Source organism: Mesorhizobium sp. C416B (assembly GCF_030323165.1).
GTDB lineage: Bacteria > Pseudomonadota > Alphaproteobacteria > Rhizobiales > Rhizobiaceae > Mesorhizobium.
Genome location: NZ_CP100471.1, coordinates 6600233 through 6621507 on the forward strand (window position 1 = coordinate 6600233; position 21275 = coordinate 6621507).

The 21275-nt window shown below is 62.5% G+C and carries 27 protein-coding genes; 13 read left to right on the forward strand and 14 right to left on the reverse strand.

All coding sequences use genetic code 11. From position 1 onward, the window contains the following. Window positions 1–72: 72 nt before the first annotated feature. A complete protein-coding gene (locus NLY43_RS31930; protein WP_023681555.1) occupies window positions 73–1143 on the reverse strand; it encodes a GGDEF domain-containing protein in 1071 nt (356 codons plus the stop codon). 338 nt (window positions 1144–1481) lie between these two features. On the opposite strand from NLY43_RS31930, the gene NLY43_RS31935 reads away from it, so the two are divergent. The 3 genes from NLY43_RS31935 to NLY43_RS31945 all read left to right on the forward strand — a co-directional run bounded on the left by NLY43_RS31935 (window position 1482) and on the right by NLY43_RS31945 (window position 2967). After that, window positions 1482–1901 (forward strand): GFA family protein, encoded by a 420-nt coding sequence (locus NLY43_RS31935; protein WP_023681554.1) that lies wholly within the window; start codon window positions 1482–1484, stop codon window positions 1899–1901. A 75-nt stretch (window positions 1902–1976) separates the two neighbouring features. Continuing rightward, entirely contained in the window at window positions 1977–2336 is a 360-nt protein-coding gene (locus NLY43_RS31940) for a diacylglycerol kinase (protein WP_023681553.1), read from the forward strand. Window positions 2337–2379: 43 nt separating this feature from the next. Continuing rightward, window positions 2380–2967, forward strand: coding sequence for a hemerythrin domain-containing protein (locus NLY43_RS31945; RefSeq protein ID WP_023681552.1), 588 nt, complete (start codon window positions 2380–2382; stop codon window positions 2965–2967). A gap of 3 nt (window positions 2968–2970) precedes the next feature. On the opposite strand, the gene NLY43_RS31950 is transcribed toward NLY43_RS31945, so the two are convergent. Beyond that, window positions 2971–3579 carry a DedA family protein gene (locus tag NLY43_RS31950; RefSeq protein ID WP_023710611.1) on the reverse strand — a complete coding sequence of 203 codons (609 nt, stop codon included), beginning with the start codon at window positions 3577–3579 and terminating at the stop codon, window positions 2971–2973. Then, window positions 3576–4139 carry a DUF1003 domain-containing protein gene (locus NLY43_RS31955; protein WP_023681550.1) on the reverse strand — a complete coding sequence of 188 codons (564 nt, stop codon included), beginning with the start codon at window positions 4137–4139 and terminating at the stop codon, window positions 3576–3578. The genes NLY43_RS31950 and NLY43_RS31955 overlap by 4 nt, the downstream gene beginning before the upstream one ends. Before the next feature lie 91 nt (window positions 4140–4230). Between NLY43_RS31955 and NLY43_RS31960 the strand changes: the two genes are divergently transcribed. The 6 genes from NLY43_RS31960 to NLY43_RS31985 all read left to right on the forward strand — a co-directional run bounded on the left by NLY43_RS31960 (window position 4231) and on the right by NLY43_RS31985 (window position 11296). Further along, the gene (locus NLY43_RS31960) at window positions 4231–4947 is read left to right on the forward strand and encodes a DNA-3-methyladenine glycosylase I (RefSeq protein ID WP_023710610.1); all 717 of its coding nucleotides are present in this window, start codon (window positions 4231–4233) and stop codon (window positions 4945–4947) included. 62 nt (window positions 4948–5009) lie between these two features. Then, window positions 5010–6725, forward strand: a complete 1716-nt coding sequence (locus NLY43_RS31965; protein WP_023691181.1) for an NAD+ synthase — start codon at window positions 5010–5012, stop codon at window positions 6723–6725. A 34-nt stretch (window positions 6726–6759) separates the two neighbouring features. After that, window positions 6760–7644, forward strand: coding sequence for an SPFH domain-containing protein (locus tag NLY43_RS31970; protein ID WP_023691182.1), 885 nt, complete (start codon window positions 6760–6762; stop codon window positions 7642–7644). 13 nt (window positions 7645–7657) lie between these two features. Further along, window positions 7658–8608, forward strand: a complete 951-nt coding sequence (locus NLY43_RS31975) for a diacylglycerol kinase catalytic domain-containing protein (protein WP_027050400.1) — start codon at window positions 7658–7660, stop codon at window positions 8606–8608. A gap of 70 nt (window positions 8609–8678) precedes the next feature. Then, entirely contained in the window at window positions 8679–9089 is a 411-nt protein-coding gene (locus tag NLY43_RS31980; protein ID WP_023710609.1) for a GNAT family N-acetyltransferase, read from the forward strand. A gap of 389 nt (window positions 9090–9478) precedes the next feature. Next, complete coding sequence (locus tag NLY43_RS31985; protein WP_023710608.1) at window positions 9479–11296, forward strand: ABC transporter ATP-binding protein; 1818 nt, start codon at window positions 9479–9481, stop codon at window positions 11294–11296. 43 nt (window positions 11297–11339) lie between these two features. On the opposite strand, the gene NLY43_RS31990 is transcribed toward NLY43_RS31985, so the two are convergent. The 7 genes from NLY43_RS31990 to NLY43_RS32020 all read right to left on the reverse strand — a co-directional run bounded on the left by NLY43_RS31990 (window position 11340) and on the right by NLY43_RS32020 (window position 15704). Next, window positions 11340–11753, reverse strand: a complete 414-nt coding sequence (locus NLY43_RS31990) for a GFA family protein (RefSeq protein ID WP_023710607.1) — start codon at window positions 11751–11753, stop codon at window positions 11340–11342. Window positions 11754–11773: 20 nt separating this feature from the next. Continuing rightward, window positions 11774–12238, reverse strand: coding sequence for an SRPBCC family protein (locus tag NLY43_RS31995; RefSeq protein WP_023688339.1), 465 nt, complete (start codon window positions 12236–12238; stop codon window positions 11774–11776). Beyond that, window positions 12235–12555 (reverse strand): ArsR/SmtB family transcription factor, encoded by a 321-nt coding sequence (locus NLY43_RS32000; protein ID WP_023681541.1) that lies wholly within the window; start codon window positions 12553–12555, stop codon window positions 12235–12237. The genes NLY43_RS31995 and NLY43_RS32000 overlap by 4 nt, the downstream gene beginning before the upstream one ends. A gap of 185 nt (window positions 12556–12740) precedes the next feature. Beyond that, window positions 12741–13238 (reverse strand): NUDIX hydrolase, encoded by a 498-nt coding sequence (locus NLY43_RS32005; RefSeq protein WP_023667541.1) that lies wholly within the window; start codon window positions 13236–13238, stop codon window positions 12741–12743. Window positions 13239–13444: 206 nt separating this feature from the next. Further along, the gene (gpt, locus tag NLY43_RS32010) at window positions 13445–13945 is read right to left on the reverse strand and encodes a xanthine phosphoribosyltransferase (protein WP_023667540.1); all 501 of its coding nucleotides are present in this window, start codon (window positions 13943–13945) and stop codon (window positions 13445–13447) included. 86 nt (window positions 13946–14031) lie between these two features. Next, complete coding sequence (locus NLY43_RS32015) at window positions 14032–14865, reverse strand: universal stress protein (RefSeq protein ID WP_023681540.1); 834 nt, start codon at window positions 14863–14865, stop codon at window positions 14032–14034. Between the two features lie 98 nt (window positions 14866–14963). Beyond that, window positions 14964–15704, reverse strand: coding sequence for a competence/damage-inducible protein A (locus NLY43_RS32020; protein ID WP_023681539.1), 741 nt, complete (start codon window positions 15702–15704; stop codon window positions 14964–14966). 174 nt (window positions 15705–15878) lie between these two features. Between NLY43_RS32020 and NLY43_RS32025 the strand changes: the two genes are divergently transcribed. After that, a complete protein-coding gene (locus NLY43_RS32025; protein WP_023710606.1) occupies window positions 15879–16880 on the forward strand; it encodes an alpha/beta fold hydrolase in 1002 nt (333 codons plus the stop codon). Window positions 16881–16944: 64 nt separating this feature from the next. Next, entirely contained in the window at window positions 16945–17217 is a 273-nt protein-coding gene (locus NLY43_RS32030; RefSeq protein WP_023710605.1) for a hypothetical protein, read from the forward strand. A gap of 116 nt (window positions 17218–17333) precedes the next feature. Here NLY43_RS32030 and NLY43_RS32035 read toward each other — a convergent pair whose 3' ends face one another. The 4 genes from NLY43_RS32035 to NLY43_RS32050 form a co-directional block, all read right to left on the reverse strand. Next, window positions 17334–17573 carry a DUF2188 domain-containing protein gene (locus NLY43_RS32035; protein WP_023667535.1) on the reverse strand — a complete coding sequence of 80 codons (240 nt, stop codon included), beginning with the start codon at window positions 17571–17573 and terminating at the stop codon, window positions 17334–17336. Between the two features lie 59 nt (window positions 17574–17632). Next, entirely contained in the window at window positions 17633–17911 is a 279-nt protein-coding gene (locus NLY43_RS32040) for a DUF982 domain-containing protein (RefSeq protein WP_032891817.1), read from the reverse strand. A gap of 84 nt (window positions 17912–17995) precedes the next feature. After that, window positions 17996–18280 carry an SH3 domain-containing protein gene (locus NLY43_RS32045; protein WP_023710604.1) on the reverse strand — a complete coding sequence of 95 codons (285 nt, stop codon included), beginning with the start codon at window positions 18278–18280 and terminating at the stop codon, window positions 17996–17998. 7 nt (window positions 18281–18287) lie between these two features. Then, on the reverse strand, window positions 18288–19385 hold the full coding sequence (locus NLY43_RS32050; protein ID WP_023710603.1) for an NADH:flavin oxidoreductase/NADH oxidase: 1098 nt from the start codon (window positions 19383–19385) through the stop codon (window positions 18288–18290). Window positions 19386–19528: 143 nt separating this feature from the next. Between NLY43_RS32050 and NLY43_RS32055 the strand changes: the two genes are divergently transcribed. Both NLY43_RS32055 and NLY43_RS32060 read left to right on the forward strand, forming a co-directional pair. Beyond that, window positions 19529–20107 carry an NUDIX domain-containing protein gene (locus NLY43_RS32055; protein WP_023667531.1) on the forward strand — a complete coding sequence of 193 codons (579 nt, stop codon included), beginning with the start codon at window positions 19529–19531 and terminating at the stop codon, window positions 20105–20107. Window positions 20108–20196: 89 nt separating this feature from the next. Next, window positions 20197–21168, forward strand: a complete 972-nt coding sequence (locus NLY43_RS32060; RefSeq protein ID WP_023710602.1) for an ATP-grasp fold amidoligase family protein — start codon at window positions 20197–20199, stop codon at window positions 21166–21168. The last annotated feature ends 107 nt before the right edge of the window (window positions 21169–21275 follow it).

Here is a 21275-nt window from a genome sequence, read left to right on the forward strand (position 1 = left end):
TGAAATTCATATGGAAAGAGGCGGGATCCGATAAATTTGCCTGTGCCCGGGAATTGGCTGCACGCCGAAGCGTCAGTCTTTCTTGTATAGCAGCCAGTTCTTGCCGGTGCGGCCGGCCATTGTCGAGTGCCGGGTGACGCGGTTGCGCCCGCCAACCTTGGAGCGGTAGAGCGCCCGGTCCGCCTTGGTGTAAAGATCCTCCGGGCTTTCCGCTTCGGAAGCCATGCAGATGCCCATGGAAACGGTCACCGTGCCGTAATTGGCGCCGGTCTGGCTGCTGGTGAACGGCGTCTGTTCGATCAGCACGCGGATGCGTTCGGCGATCTCGTAAGTGGTATCCTCGCTGGCGCCCTCGACGATCAGCGCGAATTCCTCGCCGCCGGTGCGGGCAACGAACATGTCTTCACGGATGCTGGTCTGGAAGATTTCAGCGACGATCTGGATGATCTTGTCGCCGACCGGGTGGCCGTAGCGATCGTTGACACCCTTGAAATGGTCGATGTCGGCAAGGATCAGGGCGTTGAACAGGATCCCCTTGTTGGAGGTGTAAATCGCCGTGATTTGCTTGTCGAAGGCGCGGCGGTTCCAGATATGGGTCAAGGGGTCGGTGTCGGCGAGCCGCTTGTACTCCTCAAGCTTCGACTTGACGCTCTCCAGTTCCGCCGTCTTGTCGCTCAGCGTGGTTGCAACCTGCTTGCCGTGGTCGAGGGTCGAGTTGGTGGCCGCCGCCATGGCGCTGGCGACCTTCTGCAGCAGATCCTGCGAAAGCAGGCTGCGGTTGGCGAGGCCACTCGATGTCTCATCGAGGATCTTGCCGTATTTCTCGATATGGCTACGTTCGCTGCGCAGCAGCAAGGCGATGTCCTCGAGTTCCCTGGCCAGCACGTCGCGCGCCTGCTCGACAATGCCGGGACCGTGATGCTGTGCAAAGAAAGCGCGGCCGATGCGGTCGAGATCGTCCTGCGTCGGCTGGTTGCCGAGCGCGACGACGGCCAGGCCGAGTTCGCGGTTGGTGCCTTTCAGTGCTTCGTAGAAGATTTCGTAATTGCGCGGCAGGCCAAGCACACCGAGCTGACGCATGGTCGCCACAACGGCTGTTGCAATGTCGCTGTTTCGGTCGGTCTGGACGGCTGCCGGCTGCATGTTCTGTTCACTCTGCCTCTGGGAACCATCGCAGACCGTGCGAGATGCCGCCGACCGGAGAGTGCCAGCCGTATTTCGGATCATCCTGCGAAAGACACGTCCCCAATCGCGACATTCGCTTGGCAACGACCATAGATGCGCCGGCGCTAAAGTTTCCTTAATGTGCCGCCAGGTAACGCGTCCGTTCTACCGCAGGCTGCAGAAATGGTTTGCAAAGATCCTGAGGTCAGGTCCGAACACGCCCACCCCATGTCGCATTTGCCGGTGCCCGGCTGCGGCAAAACTGAAATCCTCTCGGCCAGCGGCGAAGCCGTGAACGATGGCTGGTGGAGGCAGGGATGAGCAACAACCACAGCGGATCTTGCCTGTGTGGAGCCGTGCGTTTCCAGACGCGAGGGCCGTTGCGCGGAGTCATTTATTGCCACTGTTCGCAGTGCCGCAAGCAGAGCGGGCATTTTTACGCCGCGACCAACGTCGCCGACGGCGACATCACGATAACCGGCGCCGACAACATCAGCTGGTACGAATCGTCTTCCTTTGCCAAGCGCGGCTTTTGCAAGATCTGCGGCTCGGTGCTGTTCTGGAAGCCGGGTCAGGATGCCTATGTCTCGGTTCTGGCCGGATCGTTCGACAACCCGACCGGGCTCGAAGGCCAATGCCACATCTTTGTCGGCGACAAGGGCGATTACTATACGATCGACGATGGACTGCCGCAGTTCGAGAAGTCGACGCCGCCGATCAAGGTTGCGGAGGAGTGATTTTGCGGCGGCTGCCTTATTCCCTTGATCCAGCCATTGCGATATCCCCTGCCGGTGATTCGAAGGGGATGCGGCATGCAGCGGCTGATCGGTGCTTACTTCAATTCTGTGCGAGCCTTTCGCAAGCTCGCCGCCAGCGAAAGGGCATTTCAGCAGGAACTGATGCTGCTGGTGCTGGCGCTGCCGCTCGGCTGGTTCGTCTCGGTCTCGTGGCGCGGCTACGCGCTGTTGATCGGCGCGGTGCTGCTGCTCATCATGGTCGAAGTGCTGAACACCGGCATCGAGGCAGCCTGCGATGCCTTCAGTCGCGAGTTCAACGTCGACATCCAGCTCGCCAAGGACTGCGGCTCGCTGGCGGTGCTGATTTCGGTTATTATCGTCGCCGGCGTCTGGGGAATCGCCCTCATCGAGCGCATCACGGGACTACCGATCTGATCTGAACGCTCCCATATGTTAGTCACCAAAGGAGACTGACGTCGTGGAAGCCAATTTTCTGCTGCTTGAAAGAGCCGGCCTGCCGGAAGACCTGCGCTGGCTGGCGGAAAAATATCCGCGCGAGACATGGCAGGGCCACGCCAACATCCACGGCATGGCAAACATGTGGCTGCAGCGGCACGACATGTTCCGAGAGCTGGGCGGCATGCTCACCACCGGCATTGGCGACTATCGCGAAGGCAGGCTGACGGCGCCGGATTTCGCGCGCTGGTTCGCGCCGCGGCTGAACCACTTTCTCGGCAATCTCGACGGCCACCACAATGTCGAGGACTACCAATATTTCCCGGCTTTCGCCAAGGCGGAGCCGCGCCTGAAGCGCGGCTTCGAAATCCTCGATGCCGACCATCACACCATTCATGAGGGGCTGGAGCGCAACGCCGAGACGGCGAACGCCTTCATCCGCACGCTCGAGGAGAGCGAGGACAGGCAGCGCTTCGCCGCCGACGCCTATGCGGACGAGAACAGCCGGCTGATCGCCACGCTGAAGCGGCATCTGGCCGACGAGGAAGATCTCATCATCCCGCTGATCCTCGATCGCGGCGACCGGGCTCTGGTCGAGGACGACGACTGAACCTTACGATGTGGTTTCGCTGTCGCGGGCGTCCTTGGCGCGCTCCTTGCCGGCGACGGTGCGGGCGATGAGCCAGGCAAGGATGGCGAAAGCCAGACCTATGGCAAGCGCGATCAGCAGCCGTTCGTGATGGAGCAGTGCCTTGCCGATCATCTGCTCGGCCCCGAGGCCGAAGACGTAGCCGACGCCGCAGAACAAAGCCGCCCAGACCAGCGACGACACCGCGTTGAGGATAACGAAGCGCGCTACCGAAATGCTGGCGAAACCGGCCGCGATGCCGCCGACCAGGCGCAGGCCATAGATGTAGCGGTTGGACAGGACGAAGATGTTGGGATGGGACGAGACGAGACGGTAGGCGTGGTTGAAGCCGGGCCTCGCCTTCAGTTTCAGCACCCTGGGATGGTCGGCAAAGCTGCGGCCGAGAATGAAGAAAAACGTGTCGCCGACGAAGGCGCCAATGGCGGCCGCGAGGAAAGCCTTCCAGAGGATGAAGACATGCTGATGGGCGAAGAAGCCGCCGAGGATGGCCGCACTTTCGCCTTCGGCGACACAGCCCAGGAAAACCGCGATCAACCCATATTGCTCGATGAGGTGATGGACGATCCCGGTCATTGAGAGGTTTGCCGGCCCGACAGTTTTTCGTCTATGCGGTTCACCTGTTCGGCCAGGCGCGCGATGTCCTCGCGCACGCAGATGATCTGGCTGTGGCGCAGTTCGTCCAGCTTTTCATGCAGAGCCATGATCTCGATCTCGGCCTTGAGGTTGACCTCATAGTCATGCGCGGCGTCGATGCGGTCGCGCGCGGCCTGTCGGTTCTGCGACATCATGATCACCGGCGCCTGCAAGGCGGCGATCATCGACAGCACCAGGTTGAGGAAGATGAAGGGGTAGGGGTCGAACGAGTCTCGCCCGAGCAGCCACCAATTGGCGCCGATCCACAGCACCAGGAAAGCAATGAAGGACAGGATGAACGTCCACGAGCCGCCGATGCGGGCAATGGCATCGGCGATCCGGTCGCCGGCGCCCTGAAGGCCGGTGAGGCTGTCGTTGATATCCTGCGAGATGGGCTTGCGGTCGACAGTGCTCTGCAACACCCGCCGCTCGAGCTCGCTGAGGCCCTCCGGCGTTCGCTTCAGCCAGCGGTTGGCCAGTTCTGGCACGGTTTTGTGCATGGATGTCTCCATAGGAAAAGCGTCGGCTTGGCAGCCTCGTTTGCATATAGGAAGATGGCGTTTCGTCAAAAGCGCGGCGCGAGGATGCAGGATGCCCGATTTCGCGAAGATTCGCGCCCGTGCTGCAAAACGCAAAGGCGGCGACGCGGTGCTGACCTCGCTGCTCGGGCCGGCGCCTGACAATGCTGCCGTTGCCGACATTACGGACGATCGCATCCTGTCGACGATGGCCGAGCGGGTGTTTGCCGCCGGCTTCGTCTGGCGCGTTATCGAACAGAAATGGCCCGGGTTCGAGGACGCGTTTCTCCATTTCGAGCCGAAACGGCTGTTGTTTCAACCTGATGACTTCTGGCACGACCTGACGGCTGATCAACGCATCGTGCGCAACCCGCAGAAGATCAAATCCGTCCGCGACAACGCCGCCTTCGTTGAGCGTGTGTCGAAGGAACATGGCGGTTTCGGCAAATTCCTCGCGGAGTGGCCTGACGACGACCAGGTCGGGCTGATGGCGTATCTCGGCAAGCATGGCAGCCGGCTTGGCGGCAACACCGGCCAGTATTTCCTGCGCTGGCTGCAATGGGACGCCTTCGTCATCTCGGCCGATATGGTCGCGGCTTTGCGTGACGCCGGCCTCGACATCGCCGAAAGTCCGACGTCGAAGAGGGATCTCGACAGGATTCAGGCGCAGATCAACAAATGGGCGCAGGAAACCGGCCTGCCGCGCCGGCACATCTCGCGCATTCTGGCGATGTCGATCGGAGAGAACCATTCGCCGCAATCGCTGCGCGAATATATGGGCGATGACTGATCACCGAATTGGTCCAAACGAACGCCATTGCCCGGGCAAATTTGCCGCGCTAAACCGCACAGATGACCCAGAAGACCGCACCCGATATTCTGCGCATCGCCGTTGCCCAGCTCAACCCGACGGTCGGCGATGTCGCCGGCAACCTTGCCAAGGCGCGCGAGGCCAGGGCCGATGCCGCCCGCCAGGGCGCCGACATCGTGCTCTACACCGAGCTTTTCCTTGCCGGTTACCCGCCGGAGGACCTGGTGCTGAAGCCGGCCTTCCTCAAGGTTTGCGAGAAGGCCGCTCAGGACTTCGCCGGAGATACCGCCGACGGCGGGCCGGGCGTCATCATCGGCACGCCGTTGAAGCGCAAGAGCGGCACCCACAATTCGATCATCGTCGCCGATGGCGGCAAGATCCTCGCCGAGCGCTACAAGCTCGATTTGCCAAACTATGGCGAGTTCGACGAGAAGCGCGTCTTCCAGGCCGGCCCCGAGGCTCAGGGACCCGTCAACTTCCGCGGTGTGCGCATCGGAATTCCGATCTGCGAGGACATCTGGGGCGACGTCGGGATCTGTGAAACCCTGGCCGAGAGCGGCGCGGAAATCCTGCTGGTGCCGAACGGCTCGCCCTACTACCGCGCCAAGATGGACGTGCGCCATCAGGTCGTTATCCGCCAGGTCATCGAGACCGGTTTGCCGATGATCTATGCCAATCAGATCGGCGGCCAGGATGAGCTGATCTTCGACGGCGCCTCTTTTGCCATCGGCGCCGACAAGACGCTCGCCTTCCAGATGAGCCAGTTCGAGGAAACTGTCGACGTCACCACCTGGAAGCGCAACCGCGTCGCCGCAGGCGCGCAAAACGCAGAAGAGTTCGACGGCTGGGTCTGCTCGGAAGGGCCGATGTCGAAAATCCCCGAGAGCGAGGAGGCGGACTACCGCGCCTGCATGCTCGGCCTGCGCGACTACGTCAACAAGAACGGCTTCAAGAACGTCGTGCTGGGTCTCTCCGGCGGCATCGATTCGGCGATCTGCGCCGCATTGGCCGTCGATGCGCTCGGCGAGGAGCGGCTGCGGGCGGTGATGATGCCCTACCGTTATACCTCGGAGGATTCGCTGAAGGATGCCGAGGATTGCGCCCGTGCGCTTGGCTGCCGCTATGACATCGTGCCGATCTTCGAACCGGTCGAGGGTTTCCTACACACGCTGGCGCAGCTTTTTGAAGGCACCAAGGAAGGCATCACCGAAGAGAATCTACAGAGCCGCGCGCGCGGCACGATCCTGATGGCGATCTCCAACAAGTTCGGCTCGATGGTCGTCACCACGGGCAACAAGAGCGAGATGTCGGTGGGCTACGCCACGCTTTATGGCGACATGAATGGCGGCTTCAACCCGATAAAAGACCTCTACAAGATGCAGGTCTATGCGCTGTCGCGCTGGCGCAACAGCCATGTGCCGCCGGGCGCGCTCGGTCCCTCAGGCGAGGTGATCCCCAGGAATATCATCGACAAGGCGCCGTCGGCGGAATTGCGCGAGAACCAGACCGACCAGGATTCGCTGCCGCCCTATCCGGTGCTGGACGACATTCTGGAATGCCTGGTCGAGAACGAGATGGGCGTCGACGACATCGTCGCGCGCGGCCATGACCGGGCGACGGTGACGCGCGTCGAACATTTGCTCTACATTGCCGAATACAAACGCCGGCAAGCGGCGCCGGGCGTGAAGATCACCCGGAAGAATTTTGGCCGCGACCGCCGCTATCCCATCACCAACCGTTTCAGGGATCGCGGTTAAGCATCGATCAAATTGATGAACCTTGGGGGGCCGCATGTTTATCAGCTATTTCAAGGGAACGCCTGAGTATCACATCCTGCGCTTCAAGAACGGCAAGGTCCGTGAGCAGGGGCGCGGCATCTCCTTCTGGTACGGGACGTTCGGCACCACCATCGCCATGGTGCCGGTGACGTCGCTCGACAACCCTTTCATCTTCACCGAGACGACGGCGAATTTCCAGGATCTGGCGATCCAGGGTTCCGTCAGCTACCGCATTGTCGATCCGCTCAAGGCGGCCGAAGGCTTCGACTTCAGCGCCAAGCTCAGCCGTGCCGACGTCGTCGGCGACGGCCGTGAGAAGATCGCCGAACGCCTGGTGCTGGCGATACAGAGCCGCGCCCGCGCGGTGGTTTCGAGCATGACGCTGGAACAGGCGCTGGCCGAGGTGACCAAGCTCGGCGGCAATCTGGCCGAACTGCTGCGCAACGATCCGATTGCCGCGACCGCCGGCCTGTCGATCGAGGAGGTTCACATCACCTCGGTCCAGCCGACGCCGGAGATCCGCAAGGCGCTCCAGACCGAATATCGCGAGGCGCTGCAGCGCCAGGCCGATGCCGCGATCTATGGGCGCCGTGCCTGGGGCGTGGAGAAGGAGCGCGAGATCAAGCAGAGCGAGCTGGCGACCGAAATCGAGCTTGCCGAACGCAACAAGCTGCTGGTCGATACCGAGGCGCGCAACAAGCTGACGCTTGCCGAGGCGCAAGCCAAGGCCCAACAGCTCGAACTCACCGTCTATTCGTCGGCGCCGGCGCACGTGCTGACGGCGATGGCTTTCAAGGCCTGGGCGGAAAAGGGCGGTTCGGTCGGCAATCTGTCGATCACGCCTGACATGCTCACCAGCGCGCTCAGCCAGCTTTCCACGCCGAAAGCCGGGTCCTGAAAGGCAAGCACGGGTGGCAAGCGACCAGAGCGGCAGGCCGATCGACCGGGTGATCGTCGTCACCCGCAAGACCGAGTTGGAGGAGCTGACGACGCGCTTCAACACGCAGGGACAGGCGCGCTTTTATCTCCGGCAGGCCGGCATGAATTTCGACCCGGTCAAGGCGGCGCATGACGTCTATCACCAGGCGCTCGACCGGGTGATGGGTTCGCTTCCCCAAGGCCTCAAACAGTTGCGGCTCGACCGCGAACTGGTACCGCAGTTCGAATTCGGCTCCGACGCGGTGATCGCGCTCGGTCAGGACGGGCTGGTGTCCAACACCGCGAAGTACCTCCCGTACCAGCCGCTGATCGGCATCAACCCGAACCCGGCGCTTTTCGACGGCGTGCTGCTGCCGTGGAATGCCGACGATACCGAAAAGGTCCTCGGCCTGACGATCGCCGGCAAGGCGAAGCGCCAGGCGGTGGTGATGGCCGAAGCGCGCTCCAATGACGGACGCCGGCTGATCGCCTTCAACGATCTGTTCGTTGGCGCCTCGACGCATGTCTCGGCGCGCTACGAATTGACCTATGGCGGCAGGACCGAGCGCCAGTCGTCGAGCGGCATCATCATCTCCACGGGCGCCGGCTCTACCGGCTGGCTACGCTCGGTGATGGCGGGCGCCGCGGGACTGGCTGCGGCCTATGGTGACAACTCCGTGCCGACCGTGCCGCCGCAAGGCTATGACCGCGAAGGCGAACAGCTGTTCTTTTCGGTGCGCGAACCGTTTCCGAGCAACACGACCGGCGTGTCGCTTGTGCATGGCGTCATCACCCGCGACCGGCCGCTGGTGGTTTCTTCGCGGCAGAGCAGGGGCGGCGTAATCTTCAGCGACGGGATGGAGCTCGATTTCGTCGAGTTCAATTCCGGCACCGACGTGACCATCGCGATCGCCGACCAGAAGGCCTATCTCGTGGTGCCGTAAGCGCGCCAGGTCGGTAACCAAACCACGGGCCGGACCGAAATTCGGCCGCCCTCATTCTTTGCGAGGCACCATGCCCGACTCTGAGATCAGCTTCGACATGTCACGGATCGACTTCCGGGCGACCTCCGACCTGTTGATGGCGAGTTATTGGGGCGCCGGCCGCAGCGATGAGTTTCATCGCCGCGCTTTTGCCAACTCGTTCTGCACCGCGGCCTATATCGATGGGAACCAAGTCGGTTTTGGCCGGGCCATCACCGACCGTACGGTGTTTGCCTATCTCGCCGACATCATCATCTGGCCGCAGCATCGCGGCCAAGGCATTGGCACGCAACTGGTGCGGGCGCTCATCAACCACCCTGAACTCAGCACGGTCTCGCACTGGAGCCTGTCGACCAGTGACGCGCATGGCCTTTATGAGAAGCTGGGCTTCAAGGCATCGATCGACGGCCGCTACATGCGCCTCGATCGCAACCCGGAATGAGGCATAGCGAGGGGGTTGACCGGCTGTTGTTGCAAGATAACCTCACTGGTTGGACCAGTTACGCTTTGCCACGTGCCCGGCCTTGGCGATCCTTCATGGCGTCTCTATAAGGACCGCTCCGCAAGTGCCTTGCGGGAGGTCCGAATGGCAGTATTTCACATGGTAATGCGAGGCCGCGAAGCCTAGGTCTCACCTGGCGTCCGGCGAAGGTTTGTCCTTCGCACCGATGCCGGGTCGAGCAAAGGCTTCTGCCTATGCCGGTCGCCACCCGGCAAATCGGGCGCGCCGCCACCTATGCCGAACCTCCGCAGCCCCGGGCGAATTGCCCAGCGCGGTTTTCAATTTTCAGACCTTACCGGGACCGGGCAGATTTGCGCCCGGATGACATCATGGCTCGTTTTCGAATCGATCTGCGTGCAAGCGCCTTTCGCAGCGTTCTTGGCTTCACGCTCAGCCACTGGCGGCGCCAGCCGTGGCGGCTTTCGCTGATCATGGGCAGCTTCCTGCTGTCGACCATAGCGGACGTGTTGACGCCGCTCTATTCCGGCCGGCTGGTCGACGCCGTCGCCAGCAGTGCGTTGGCTGACGATGTCGCGTGGAATGCGGCAATGGCGGCGTTCTTCGCGCTCATCGCTTTGGCGATGACCGGCGTGGTGCTGCGCAACCTGGCTTTCATGGGCATTGTCGAGCTGACGCTGAAGATGATGGCCGACATCGCCGCCGACGCGTTCCATCGCGTGCAACGCTTCTCAACCGACTGGCACGCCAATAGCTTTGCCGGATCGACGGTGCGCAAGGTCACGCGCGGCATGTGGGCTCTCGACCTGCTCAATGACACCATCCTGATTGCGTTGTTGCCGTCGGTCGCCATGCTGGTCGGCTCGACGTTGCTGCTCGGCTGGTTCTGGCCACTGATGGGGCTGGTCGTGGCAGTCGGCTCGCTGCTGTTCATCACGGTGACGGCGCTGCTGTCGCTCGGCTATGTCGCGCCCGCGGCACGGCTCGCCAACAGCTGGGATACGCGGCTTGGCGGCTCGCTTGCCGATGCGGTGAGCTGCAATGCCGTGGTCAAGGGTTTCGGTGCCGAGACGCGCGAGGAGACGCGTCTTGCCAAGGTCGTCGCCAAATGGCGCGCGCGGACCAGCCGCACCTGGGTGCGCGGCACCATCAACGGCACGACGCAAGGCGCCATGTTGCTGGTGCTGCGGACGGCAGTAATCGGCCTGTCGCTGATGCTGTGGGCCTGGGGCCAGGCAAGTGCGGGCGATGTCGCCTTCGTGCTGACCTCGTTCTTCGTGCTGCAGGGCTACCTCAGGGACATCGGCACGCATATCCGCAATTTGCAGCGTTCGGTCAACGACATGGAGGAACTGGTCGATTTCCAGTCGCAACCGCTCGGCATCGAGGACCGGCCCGGCGCCAAGCCGATCCGGATCACGCATGGCCACATCGCCTTCGATAACGTCACCTTCCACTATGGCTTCCACTATGGCAGCCATCGCCTGCCGCTCTACCGCGATTTTTCGGTGGAGATAGCGGCGGGCGAGCGGGTCGGACTGGTCGGCCATTCCGGCTCGGGCAAGACGACCTTCGTGAAGCTGATCCAGCGTCTCTATAATGTCAGCGGCGGCAGGATCCTGGTCGATGGCCAAGACATCTCCCAGGTTGCACAGGCGTCGCTGCGCGCGCAGATTGCCATCGTCCAGCAGGAGCCCATCCTGTTCCACCGCTCGCTGGCGGAAAACATCGCCTATGCCCGTCCGGACGCCACGCAGGCCGAGATCGAGCATGCCGCCAAGCTCGCCAGCGCGCACGACTTCATCACCAGCCTGCCGAAGGGCTACGGCACGCTGGTCGGTGAACGCGGCGTGAAACTGTCGGGCGGCGAGCGCCAGCGGGTGGCGATCGCACGCGCCTTCCTGGCGGATGCGCGCATCCTGATCCTGGACGAGGCGACATCGAGCCTCGATTCGGAATCGGAAGTACTGATCCAGCAGGCGATGGAGCGGCTGATGGTTGGCCGCACGACGCTGGTCATCGCGCACCGTCTGTCGACGGTGCGAGCGCTGGACAGGCTGCTCGTGTTCGACCGTGGCAAGATCATCGAGGAAGGCTCGCATGACGAGCTGATCCGGCTGAAGGGCGGCATCTACCGCCGCCTGTTCGAGCGGCAGGCGCTGGAACTGACCAAGGGCCTGGTGATCTGAGCTGAACGCAGAGCCCTATCCGAGGGATAGGGCTCTGCCTGGTTCATCCAGGCATTCGCTCGAATGGCTGAAGCGCTGGGTCGATCGTGTCCCAGGCGTGGCCGCGCACGGTGTAGGTGACCGCCTGCGGGTCGAACTGGCCGGGATCATCGAGGCTCGTGGCCTGGATAGCCGTCACCTCCGGCATGGGGACGAACGTTACGTAGACCGGCGTGCCGCAGGTCGGGCAAAAGGCCTGGGCTTTTTCATTGCCGCTGTCGGCGATCATCCGCCACGTGCTCGGCTCGCCGGTGATCTTTACGTCAGCGCGCCGGCCGAAGGTCACATAGGAACAATGGCCAGTACCGCTGCGCTTTTGGCAATCGAGGCATTGGCAGTGGTTCTGAAAGATCGGCTCGCCGCTGGCCTCATAGCGGATCGCGCCGCAGGCGCAGCCGCCGGTAAAGTGCTTGGTCATCATCGTTCTCCGCGGTTGCTTCAGGCCGATTTCGGCTTGGCGAACAGGTCGATGCCCGTGCCGGTTTCGAGGAAGGATTTCATGCTGGACAGCACGGCCGGCCAACCCTGGCTGATGCCCTTGGCCATGCCGCTGCCGGCTTCGAGCTCGTCATGGCTGACGGTCAGCTTGACCATGGTGTCGTATTCCTCGATGGCGAACGTCACCTGGCTGTGCTTGGTCGGATCGTCGGCCTGCGAGGCGTTGGCCCAGCTCATGACCAGCCGGGTTGGCGGCGAGATTTCGACGACCTTGCCAACGAGTTCGACGGTCCGTTCGTCATTGGCGCGGATGTGTTCCCATTTCGAGCCGGGCTTCCAGTCGGAGACGTTTTCGTGGCCCCAGTAGCGCTTGGCGATATCGGGCCTGGTGATGGCTTCGAACACCTTTTGTGGCGTCGATCTGATGTAGGTCACGTAGACAAAACTGGTGGTTTCCCGGGTCATTGGTCGTCTCCTTCGAGTTCTTGTTTCAGGTCGTGCAGCAGGCTCAGCCGCTGCCGTTCGAATTTTCGCACCCACCGCTCGTAGACTTCGTGCAGCGGCACGGGGTTGATGAAATGCAGCTTCTCGCGGCCACGCTTGACCGTGCTGATCAGATTGGCCGCTTCCAGCAGATCGATGTGCTGCGTGGCGGATTGCCTCGCCATGTCGAGATTTTCGCAAAGCTCGCCGAGCGTCTGGCCGTTCTTCTCACACAGAAGATCGAGCAGCATTCTGCGGGTCGGGTCGCCCAGCGCTTTGAAAACCTTGTCGGCGTCCATCGGTCTCACTCATCTTGAAGACACAATATGCAGGTAAATGCCTGCATGTCAAGCTGTGGCTAAGCTTGGCCTGAAGGGGAGGGATTTATAGTGTCGGATTGCTGGCGCGCGGAGCGAAGCACCGAGCCCGGAATCGGGGCAAGAACCGGTGCGGGCGCGCAGGACTATGCAGCGGTGGCTGTGAGCTAGGCTCTAACGACGAACTTGTCGGGATCGGCGCAGAAATGGGCGATGATCTGGCAGAGGTCCGGCTCGTTGACCATGCGTACGGCCTCGGCCCCATTGACCCATTTGCGGGTGCGCGCGCGCTTTTCCTTCCAGCGGTCGGCAACGTGCTCGACCTGCAGCGGAAACACCAGCACTTCGCAAGGGACTTCCTCGCCGGACGCGAGGGCCTTGGCGTAGAAGTAACGACCGGCCTCGAAAAGCGAAATCTTGCCACGCAATCCGGCTTCCTCGCCCGCCTCGCGCGCCGCTGCCTCGCAGAGCGGCTCCCTGGCCTCGGGCCAGCCCTTCGGCAGCACCCAACGCCCGGTGTCTCGGCTGGTGATCAGCATGATCTCGACGCCGTCTTCGTTATTGCGCCATGGCAAAGCGGCAACCTGCAGGCGACAAGGCGAAGTGCCGAAGAGCTTGCGGACCCTTTCAGCCAGATGGTCGTGTGTCGCCGGTGTCGTCAGCATCAGTGAAAGCTACCCCAGCCCTCAGAATCGTTAGCCGCCGTATGAATCTTACCGACAAGTGTAAGTCTTAAAAGTAAAAAACATCACACCAACCGTCCAATCCGCCAACAGGCGTCGATTCGACAGAATAATGTGCCTTCCAGTGTCTGTTTTCATAGCAGACGGGGCGGGTTTGGCCGTCTGGGCAGAAATGGGGCTGGCGCGAATCAGCCGGCGTGATCGTCGGCGATCGGCTTCTGGTAGGTGAAACCCATGTCCCAGGGAAAGTAGATCCAGGTGTCCTGGCTGACTTCGGTGATGAAGGTGTCGACCAGCGGCCGGCCTTTCGGCTTGGCGTAGACGGTGGCGAAATGCGCCTTGGGCATCATGGCGCGCACGATGCCTGCCGTCTTGCCGGTGTCTGTGAGGTCGTCGATGATCAACACGCCCGCGCCATCATCGGCGAGCAGCGCCGGCGTGATCTCCTTCAGCACCTGCAATTGCCCCTGGCTGGTGTAGTCGTGATAGGAGGCGACGCAGACCGTCTCGATGACGCGTATGCCGAGTTCGCGTGAGATGATGGCAGCGGGAACCAGGCCCCCACGGGTGATGCAGACGATGGCCTTCCACTGACCCTTGTTGGCGCCGGCAAGCCGCCAGGCGAGCGCCCGGGCATCGCGGTGGAACTGGTCCCAGGAGACCGGAAAGGCTTTTTCGGGAAGGGACATTCTGCACTCCGCGCGCAACATTGTGGAATGCGCGCGGAATTAACTGGAAAGTCAGGGCATTGGCAAGGGCGGGGCCAGCTGTGGAGTTACCGCGACAAAAAGGCCGCAACCGGCACGCTGCGCAACACGGTGCGCGTGACGCCGCCGAACAAAAGCTGACGCAGCCAGGAATGGCTGTAGGCGCCGAGCACCAGAAGGTCGGCTCCGGTCTCGGCGATCCGGGTCTGGATGACGTCATCGACCGAAGCATTACCCGATTTCTGCACCGACACGCTGACCGTTGCGCCATGCCTGGAGAGTGCCGCGGCGATCTCGGCGCCGGCGGCTTCCGGGTTGTCATCCAGCGTATCCGGCGGATCGATGACCAGAATGTCGGTCTTTTCGGCCTCGATGATGAAGGGCAGCGCGTCGAAGGCGGCACGCGCCGCCTCCTTGCTGCCGTTCCAGGCCAGCAGCACATGTTTGAATGTGGTGACCAACGGCCCCTCATGCGGCACCACCAGCACTGGCCGGCCGGCATCGTAAACCAGCGTGTCGACATCGGCGCTCGTGTCGCCCCCGGTCTCGCGCTGCGCGGCAATAATCAGATCGGCGGCGCGCACGCTGGAAATACCCGTCAGCGCGCTGTCGCCGGAAAAGCTCTCGAGGCTGCGCCATTCGAAGGAAAGGCCGGAATTCTCGATCCGCCCAACGAAAAGCGCCTGCAATTTCTCGGCGCGCTCGCGGTTCATGTCGGCGGAGACCTGCAGGAACTCAGTGTCGGGGAAGCCGGTTGCCGAGGTGTAGGGAACGGGCAGCGCTTCGGCATGGATGCCGATGAGATGGCTCTCGAACCGGTCGGCAAGCGGGATGGCGCAGTCGAGCACGCGTTCGGCGTCCTGTTCGTTCTGCAATATGGCGACGATGGTCTTGAAGCGCATGCGAAATCCCTCAAATCTGCCGGCGCGTGCTGCGCCCGAGGGAAAACGTGGGAGTGCGGTGCTTGGTTCCGGCCCGGCGATGGGCCGCGAACCCAGGGTCAATTGGCGGCGGTGAAGCCGGCCACCATCGCCTCGACGTCCTTGCGTGCCGAATCCAGCGCCTCCTGGCTGCGGGCGCGGACGACCAGCTCCGTCCAGAACTTGCCGTCGCCATATTTCGGATACGAGCCGATGATGGTGTCGGGATGCGCCTTCTGGATATCGCCCAGGGGACCACCGATCAGGCCTTCGCCGAACGGGCAATGGACGGTGGCCGACAGCATCTTGGTGCCGGCCTTCAGCGTCGGCACGACATTGTCGAGCATGGCCTGGAAAATCGCCGGTACGCCGGCCATGACATGGACGTTGCCGATGCGAAAGCCGGGCGCGACGGAGACCGGATTGTCGATATGGTCGGCGCCGCGCGGCATGCGCGCCATGCGCTTGCGGGCCTCGGTGTATTCGATGCCGCGCGCGGCATAGCTCTCGCCCAGCATGGCATAGGCCTTGGCGTCGTATTCGCACGGCACCCCAAAAGCCTTGGAAACGGAATCGGCGGTGATGTCGTCATGCGTCGGGCCGATGCCGCCGGTGGTAAAGACATAGGTGTAGCGGGCGCGTACGGCATTCACCGCAGCGACAATCTCGTCCTCCTCGTCGGGAACGATGCGCACTTCCTTCAGGTCGATGCCGATGGCCGTCATGATGTCGGCGAGGTGGCCGATATTTTTATCCTTGGTGCGGCCGGACAGAATCTCGTCGCCGATGACAAGCATGGCGGCAGTGACGATTTCAGGCATGGAAGGCTCCGGCAAACAGGCCCGTTGGCAGACAAGGTCGCCTGAGGCAGAAAGAAGGTCGCCTGAGATAGCGCGACATCGAACTGGCGGCAATGCCGACACAAGCCGCCATCTGCCTTGCCGAGCGTTCGTCAGTGGGTGATGGTGCGCGCCGGTCCGCTCCCCGGGTGAAACATGCTGGTATCGATTCTGCTGTGGCTTGTCGCCGGCCTGTCCGTGCTGGCTCTCGTCATCGTGGCCTGCCTGGTGGCCGCTACGCTCTGGATTGCCGCCAAGGCCGAAAGGCTGGTGCCGGCCAGCGGAAACTTCGTCGAGATCGACGGCAGCCGCATCCATTATGTCGAAACGGGCGAGGGACGGCCGATCCTGTTCGTGCACGGACTTGGCGCGCAGCTCCACCAGTTTCGCCACACGCTGTTTGAGCGCTTTGGCCCTGGCTACCGCCTCATTGCACTCGACCGGCCGGGATCGGGCTATTCTGTTCGCGCGCGAGGAGCCACCGGCCGTCTGCCTGAACAGGCCGAGATCATCAGGCGCTTCATCGAAACACTCGGGCTGGAAAGGCCGCTCGTGGTCGGGCACTCGCTGGGGGGCGCCGTCGCGCTGACCCTGGCCTTGGAGCATCCCGGCGCGATTTCCGGCATCGCCTTGCTGGCGCCGCTGACCCATCTGGAAGCCGGCGTCCGCGAAAAAGCGGGACTGCTCTATATCCGTTCGAGGATTTGGCGCTGGATCATGGCCTACACCGTCGCGATACCGACAAGCCTCGGATATGCGCGGCCCACACTGGAGTTCATCTTCTCGCCGCAGGCCGTTCCCGCCGACTACATGATCGATGGCGGCGGATGGCTCGGGCTGAGGCCAAGCCATTTCCATGCGACCTCCACCGATTTCGTAGCGGTCGAACAGGATCTTGGCCGCATAGAAGAGCGCTATGGAGAGATCGCCATGCCGGCCGGCATTTTCTTCGGGACAGCCGATCGCGTCATCGCCATGCGCACACATGGGGAGCCGATGAAGGACAGGATCGAAGGGCTGGATTTCGAGACAGTCGAAGGCCTCGGCCACATGCCGCAATTCGTCGAGCCGGACCGCGTCATCGCCTTCATCAAGCGCATTGCCGAGCGGGCATTCGCCGGCCAAGACCTCACCACAGCCTCACAACAATTTCACTGAACCATTCGGCTGATATCCGGTTTACCCCGTGTCGCACCCAAGGCGGCGGATACGGAGTAATTCAATGTACAGGAAAGTCTTTGCAGCATCCGTGCTGACGATCGGTCTTGCCACATCGGCGATGGCGCAGTCATCGGACGGCACGTATTCCAACCATCACAGCTGGTGGCCGTTCGGGAACGACCAGTCATCGACCGTCGACCAGAGCACCACCGGCAGCATCAATGCCGACGGCAGCCAAGGCTATGGCGGCGCTACGGGGCCGTGCGCCTCCGACCCGTCAGGACCCTATGGAAATGTGAGGCCCAACGTGAACGATCAATATTGCGGCAAGTGATCAAGCCGCGGCTTCGACTGACCGGCAGGATGTCCCGCCTGTTTGTTTTGACGCAATCCCAAGGGAATTGCTTAGGCGAGCATCCACGGCCGGCAGCGAAAGCTGAGGGGCAAGGATCAGTCGGAAACTTCGGTCTGCGGCCGGTCGCGGCCGTCGGCCAGTTCGTCGTGCCACTTGCCTTCGGCATCCTCATACTGGATGCCGTCCGTGGCGCCGGCGATCTGCTGTTCGGCCGAGGCGATCTCGGCGGCGCGCAGCGCATCCTGGTGGGTCGGGAATGTCTCCGAGAATGTCGAACCGACCTTGTAGGCCCAGCCCCCGTCATGCTCGACGATCTTGTAAGTCAGCTTCGCCATGAAATCCTCCGGTTCGTCCGTCCGCTCAATGCGGCCCGTTTTTCATTGCAATTTGGGCTTCAATGCAACTTGGCGTCTGGCAGCCGGTCTTCGGGAACCAGCACTTCCGATTCCTTGGCCGCTTCGATCAAGGCCCTGCGTGCATCGGCCGTCGAACGATAACCTTCCAGCACTTTGAGGCAAGTGTCGAGAGCATCACGATGGCGCGGGCCGCGATTGAGCGGCCACACCGTCATCAGACACTCCGCCGCTTCCTGGGTGCTGCGGATCTGGCGATATTTGCCGACATGGCCGAGTTCGACCACGACCGGGGTTTCAAAAGGTTTGTTATCCATGATGGCCGCAACGCAAAGCAGCCAATATGGTTGCAAAAGTGGCCGTCAGCCTGCGCCCAAACGTCTCACCAACCGCAATCGTTGGTCTCAGTAACCGCAGTCGTTGCGCAGCCAGCGGGCGTTGGCCCAGCCGGTCCGTCCGCCGATTTCGACCTGGTACCAGTTGCCGCGGCGGTCGAAAATCTCGGTGTGGTCGCCATTGAACAATTGCCCGATCATGCGCGACGACAAGTTCGGCCGTGCGCGCACAGCGAGAAACCCGCTGCCGGTATCGAGATCGTAGTGCCTGGACAGGCCGTGCACCGTTCCTTCGTAATATTGCGCGCCGACCGGAGACGACGCGGCGAACGACAGCGCGACCACCGTCGGCACTGCCTGTTCAGCCCTTCGTCCAGTGCTGCATCGTGGTCACCGAGCGGGCGAGCTGTGGCGCGGGATGGATTTTTTCGCTGAAGGTGGCTGCGGCGCGCCAGCCCCAGCGCGGATCGGCGAGGAAGGCGCGGGCCAGCGCGACCATGTCGGCGCGGCCGTCGGCGACGATCGCCTCTGCCTGCGCGGGATCGTCGATCAGGCCGACAGCCCGTGTCGGGATGCCGGCGCCCTTGCGCACCGCTTCGGCCAGATGCACCTGATAGCCGGGGCCGGTCGGCAGCTTCTGCAACGGCGAATTGCCGCCGCTCGAACAGCAGAGATAGGCAACATCAAGCGCCTTCAAGGCTTTGGCCACCTCGATCGCGTCCGCGACCTCGAAACCGCCATCGACCCAGTCCTTTACCGACAGGCGGGCGCCAAGCATCAGGTTTGGAACCGCCTTCCTCACCGATTTGGCGATCTCGATGAGGAAACGCATGCGGTTTTGCAGCGAGCCGCCCCAGCGGTCGGTGCGCTGGTTGGAAAGCGGCGACAGGAACTGAAAGATCAGATAGCCGTGCGCGGCGTGCAACTCGAGGAAGTCGAAGCCGGCGCGCTCGGCCCGCCTCGCGGCTTGAGTGAAGCGCTCGACAAGCTGCAGGATTTCATCCTCCTCCAGCGCATGCGGCACATTCCAGCCGGTGTCATAGGCGATGGCCGAGGCCGAGACGGTCTGCCAGGGATCCTCGCCCGGCTGCAATGGGCCGCCGCCTTCCCAGGGCTTTCGGTTGGAGGCCTTGCGGCCGGCATGGGCAAGCTGAATGCCGAATTTCGTTTCCGGCGCGGCGACGCGCCTCGCTGCATCCAGCGTGCGCCGGGCGGCCGCCTCGTTGTCGTCGGAATAGAGGCCGAGGCAGCCATGGGTGATGCGGCCGCGCCGTTCGACGTCGGTCATCTCGACGGTGACCATGCCGGCGCCCGACATCGCCAAGTTCATCCAGTGATAGAGATGCCAGTCGCTGGCCGAGCCATCTTCGGCGGAATACTGGCACATCGGCGCCACCGCGATACGGTTCGGAAAGGTCAGGCCGTCGAGGGCGATCGGCTGGAAAAGCGCTGCGGTCATCAAAAAACTCCGGAGAGGGACTGCAGCTATTTAGGCGATGGCAGTTGCCGGCACCAGACACGAGGCGGTGAAAGCTTCGCCGTTTCGGTTGCGCGCAAAACCGTTCGCGGTTACGCCATGGCGCCGACAGCTTGGAGCTCATCATGGAAGATCGTATCCGCATCCGCTCGGAGGAAGTCCTGTCCGACGACTGGGCGGTTCTGAAGAAGACCGTCCTCGATTACCGTCGGCGAGACGGGCAGTGGGAGACGCAGATTCGCCAGACCTACGATCGTGGCGACGGCGCGGTGATCCTGCCTTTCGATCCCGAGCGTCAGACGGTGCTTCTGGTGCGGCAGTTCCGCTACCCCGCCTACGTCACCGGCCACCGCGAACCGCTGATCGAGGCCTGCGCCGGCCTGCTCGACAAAAACGATCCCGAAACCGCCATCCTCAAGGAGGCCGAGGAAGAGCTCGGCTATCGCTTACAGAACATCGAGCGGCTGTTTTCCCCCTATATGAGCCCAGGCAGCGTCACCGAACGGCTGTGGTTCTTTGTGGCGCGCTATTCACCCGCCGACCGCATCTCGGCCGGCGGCGGCGCGGCCGACGAGGGCGAGGACATCGAGGTTCTGGAAATGCCTCTTGATGAAGCGCTGGCCGGCATTTCAGACGGCCGCATCATCGACGCCAAGACGATCATCCTGATCCAGCATTTGAAACTGTACCCGATGAAGGGCTAGCTCGGCGAAGCTCGACGTGCCTCACTGCTGCGGGCAGGGTGGCACGTCCACTTCGCGGATGAAGTTGCGCAGGTTGCAAGGACACCGGAATGGCGCGTGGCGCAAAGGCATGGCTGAAGCGAAACAGCGCGCGGGCATCTCTCCTGTTGCTGAACGCCGCGCTGCTTGTCCGCTACCGCCGGTTGACCCAGCGTTTCCTTGAGCGGATGCGGCATCTGCCGAATTTTGCAGCCCCGGTGACGTTCACGGAAAAGATCCACTGGCGCAAGATTTTCGATGACGATCCTCGCTTTACCGGCCTTCTCGACAAGCTCAAGTCCAAGGAAATCGTCAGGGAGCGGCTTCCCGGGCTCGCCATCCCGGAGGTGCTGTGGCAGGGCGACGATCCGCGCCAGATCCCTTTCGATGACCTGAAAATCCCCTACGCCGTCAAATGCAACCACGGTTGCGCCATGAATGTCATCGTTCGTGATCCGGCCAACGCCGACCGGGAGGCGATCATTGCCGAGATGACGGAATACCTTGGCCAAACCTATGGCGCCCGCAAGCTGGAGCGCAGCTATGCGCACATAGAGCGGCGGGTTTTCGTCGAAGCGCTTGTCGGCAAGGACCAGGATTATGACCCGGTCGACTACAAATTCTGTGTGCTGGCTGGCCACGTCGCCTACATTGTCGTCGTCGCCTTCCGTTCCACGGTCAAGAATACCGGCCACCTGGATCGCGATTGGCGCCCGCTGAACATCGTCCAGGGCGCGATCGACTCGAGCCTGGAAATTCCCCCTCCCAAGAGCCTGGCGCGGATGATCGAGGCAGCCGAGGCGCTCGGCAGCGAGTTCGACATGGTGCGTGTCGATTTCTACGAGGAGGAGGGGGAGCCGATCTTCGGAGAATTCACGGTCTACCCACGCAGCGGCTTGCTGCAATTCGACCCGGCTGCCTTCGACCGCGAACTGGGCGCGCATTGGGATATTGGCGCGTCAGGTTACCTCAGTCGTTTGCCCAGCCGATTTGCCCAACGATACAAGGCGATGCTCGTCGCCGCCGGCTATCTCGACGTTTGAGATGGCTGCCTTGGGTGGCGTGCCACCCGAAGCTCGAAGAGCGAAGGGTGGTGCGGAGAACCCATACGATTAGAGATCGAGGGAAACTGATAGCTCAGCAGGTCAAT

Bases quoted from the DNA above. Each gene is read 5' to 3' on its own strand.
- NLY43_RS31930 (WP_023681555.1), bottom strand. From the start codon at position 1,143: ATGCAGCCGGCAGCCGTCCAGACCGACCGAAACAGCGACATTGCAACA.
- NLY43_RS31935 (WP_023681554.1), top strand. From the start codon at position 1,482: ATGAGCAACAACCACAGCGGATCTTGCCTGTGTGGAGCCGTGCGTTTC.
- NLY43_RS31940 (WP_023681553.1), top strand. From the start codon at position 1,977: ATGCAGCGGCTGATCGGTGCTTACTTCAATTCTGTGCGAGCCTTTCGC.
- NLY43_RS31950 (WP_023710611.1), bottom strand. From the start codon at position 3,579: ATGACCGGGATCGTCCATCACCTCATCGAGCAATATGGGTTGATCGCG.
- NLY43_RS31955 (WP_023681550.1), bottom strand. From the start codon at position 4,139: ATGCACAAAACCGTGCCAGAACTGGCCAACCGCTGGCTGAAGCGAACG.
- NLY43_RS31960 (WP_023710610.1), top strand. From the start codon at position 4,231: ATGCCCGATTTCGCGAAGATTCGCGCCCGTGCTGCAAAACGCAAAGGC.
- NLY43_RS31965 (WP_023691181.1), top strand. From the start codon at position 5,010: ATGACCCAGAAGACCGCACCCGATATTCTGCGCATCGCCGTTGCCCAG.
- NLY43_RS31970 (WP_023691182.1), top strand. From the start codon at position 6,760: ATGTTTATCAGCTATTTCAAGGGAACGCCTGAGTATCACATCCTGCGC.
- NLY43_RS31980 (WP_023710609.1), top strand. From the start codon at position 8,679: ATGCCCGACTCTGAGATCAGCTTCGACATGTCACGGATCGACTTCCGG.
- NLY43_RS31985 (WP_023710608.1), top strand. From the start codon at position 9,479: ATGGCTCGTTTTCGAATCGATCTGCGTGCAAGCGCCTTTCGCAGCGTT.
- NLY43_RS31990 (WP_023710607.1), bottom strand. From the start codon at position 11,753: ATGACCAAGCACTTTACCGGCGGCTGCGCCTGCGGCGCGATCCGCTAT.
- NLY43_RS31995 (WP_023688339.1), bottom strand. From the start codon at position 12,238: ATGACCCGGGAAACCACCAGTTTTGTCTACGTGACCTACATCAGATCG.
- NLY43_RS32000 (WP_023681541.1), bottom strand. From the start codon at position 12,555: ATGGACGCCGACAAGGTTTTCAAAGCGCTGGGCGACCCGACCCGCAGA.
- NLY43_RS32005 (WP_023667541.1), bottom strand. From the start codon at position 13,238: ATGCTGACGACACCGGCGACACACGACCATCTGGCTGAAAGGGTCCGC.
- gpt (WP_023667540.1), bottom strand. From the start codon at position 13,945: ATGTCCCTTCCCGAAAAAGCCTTTCCGGTCTCCTGGGACCAGTTCCAC.
- NLY43_RS32015 (WP_023681540.1), bottom strand. From the start codon at position 14,865: ATGCGCTTCAAGACCATCGTCGCCATATTGCAGAACGAACAGGACGCC.
- NLY43_RS32020 (WP_023681539.1), bottom strand. From the start codon at position 15,704: ATGCCTGAAATCGTCACTGCCGCCATGCTTGTCATCGGCGACGAGATT.
- NLY43_RS32025 (WP_023710606.1), top strand. From the start codon at position 15,879: ATGCTGGTATCGATTCTGCTGTGGCTTGTCGCCGGCCTGTCCGTGCTG.
- NLY43_RS32030 (WP_023710605.1), top strand. From the start codon at position 16,945: ATGTACAGGAAAGTCTTTGCAGCATCCGTGCTGACGATCGGTCTTGCC.
- NLY43_RS32035 (WP_023667535.1), bottom strand. From the start codon at position 17,573: ATGGCGAAGCTGACTTACAAGATCGTCGAGCATGACGGGGGCTGGGCC.
- NLY43_RS32050 (WP_023710603.1), bottom strand. From the start codon at position 19,385: ATGACCGCAGCGCTTTTCCAGCCGATCGCCCTCGACGGCCTGACCTTT.
- NLY43_RS32055 (WP_023667531.1), top strand. From the start codon at position 19,529: ATGGAAGATCGTATCCGCATCCGCTCGGAGGAAGTCCTGTCCGACGAC.
- NLY43_RS32060 (WP_023710602.1), top strand. From the start codon at position 20,197: ATGGCGCGTGGCGCAAAGGCATGGCTGAAGCGAAACAGCGCGCGGGCA.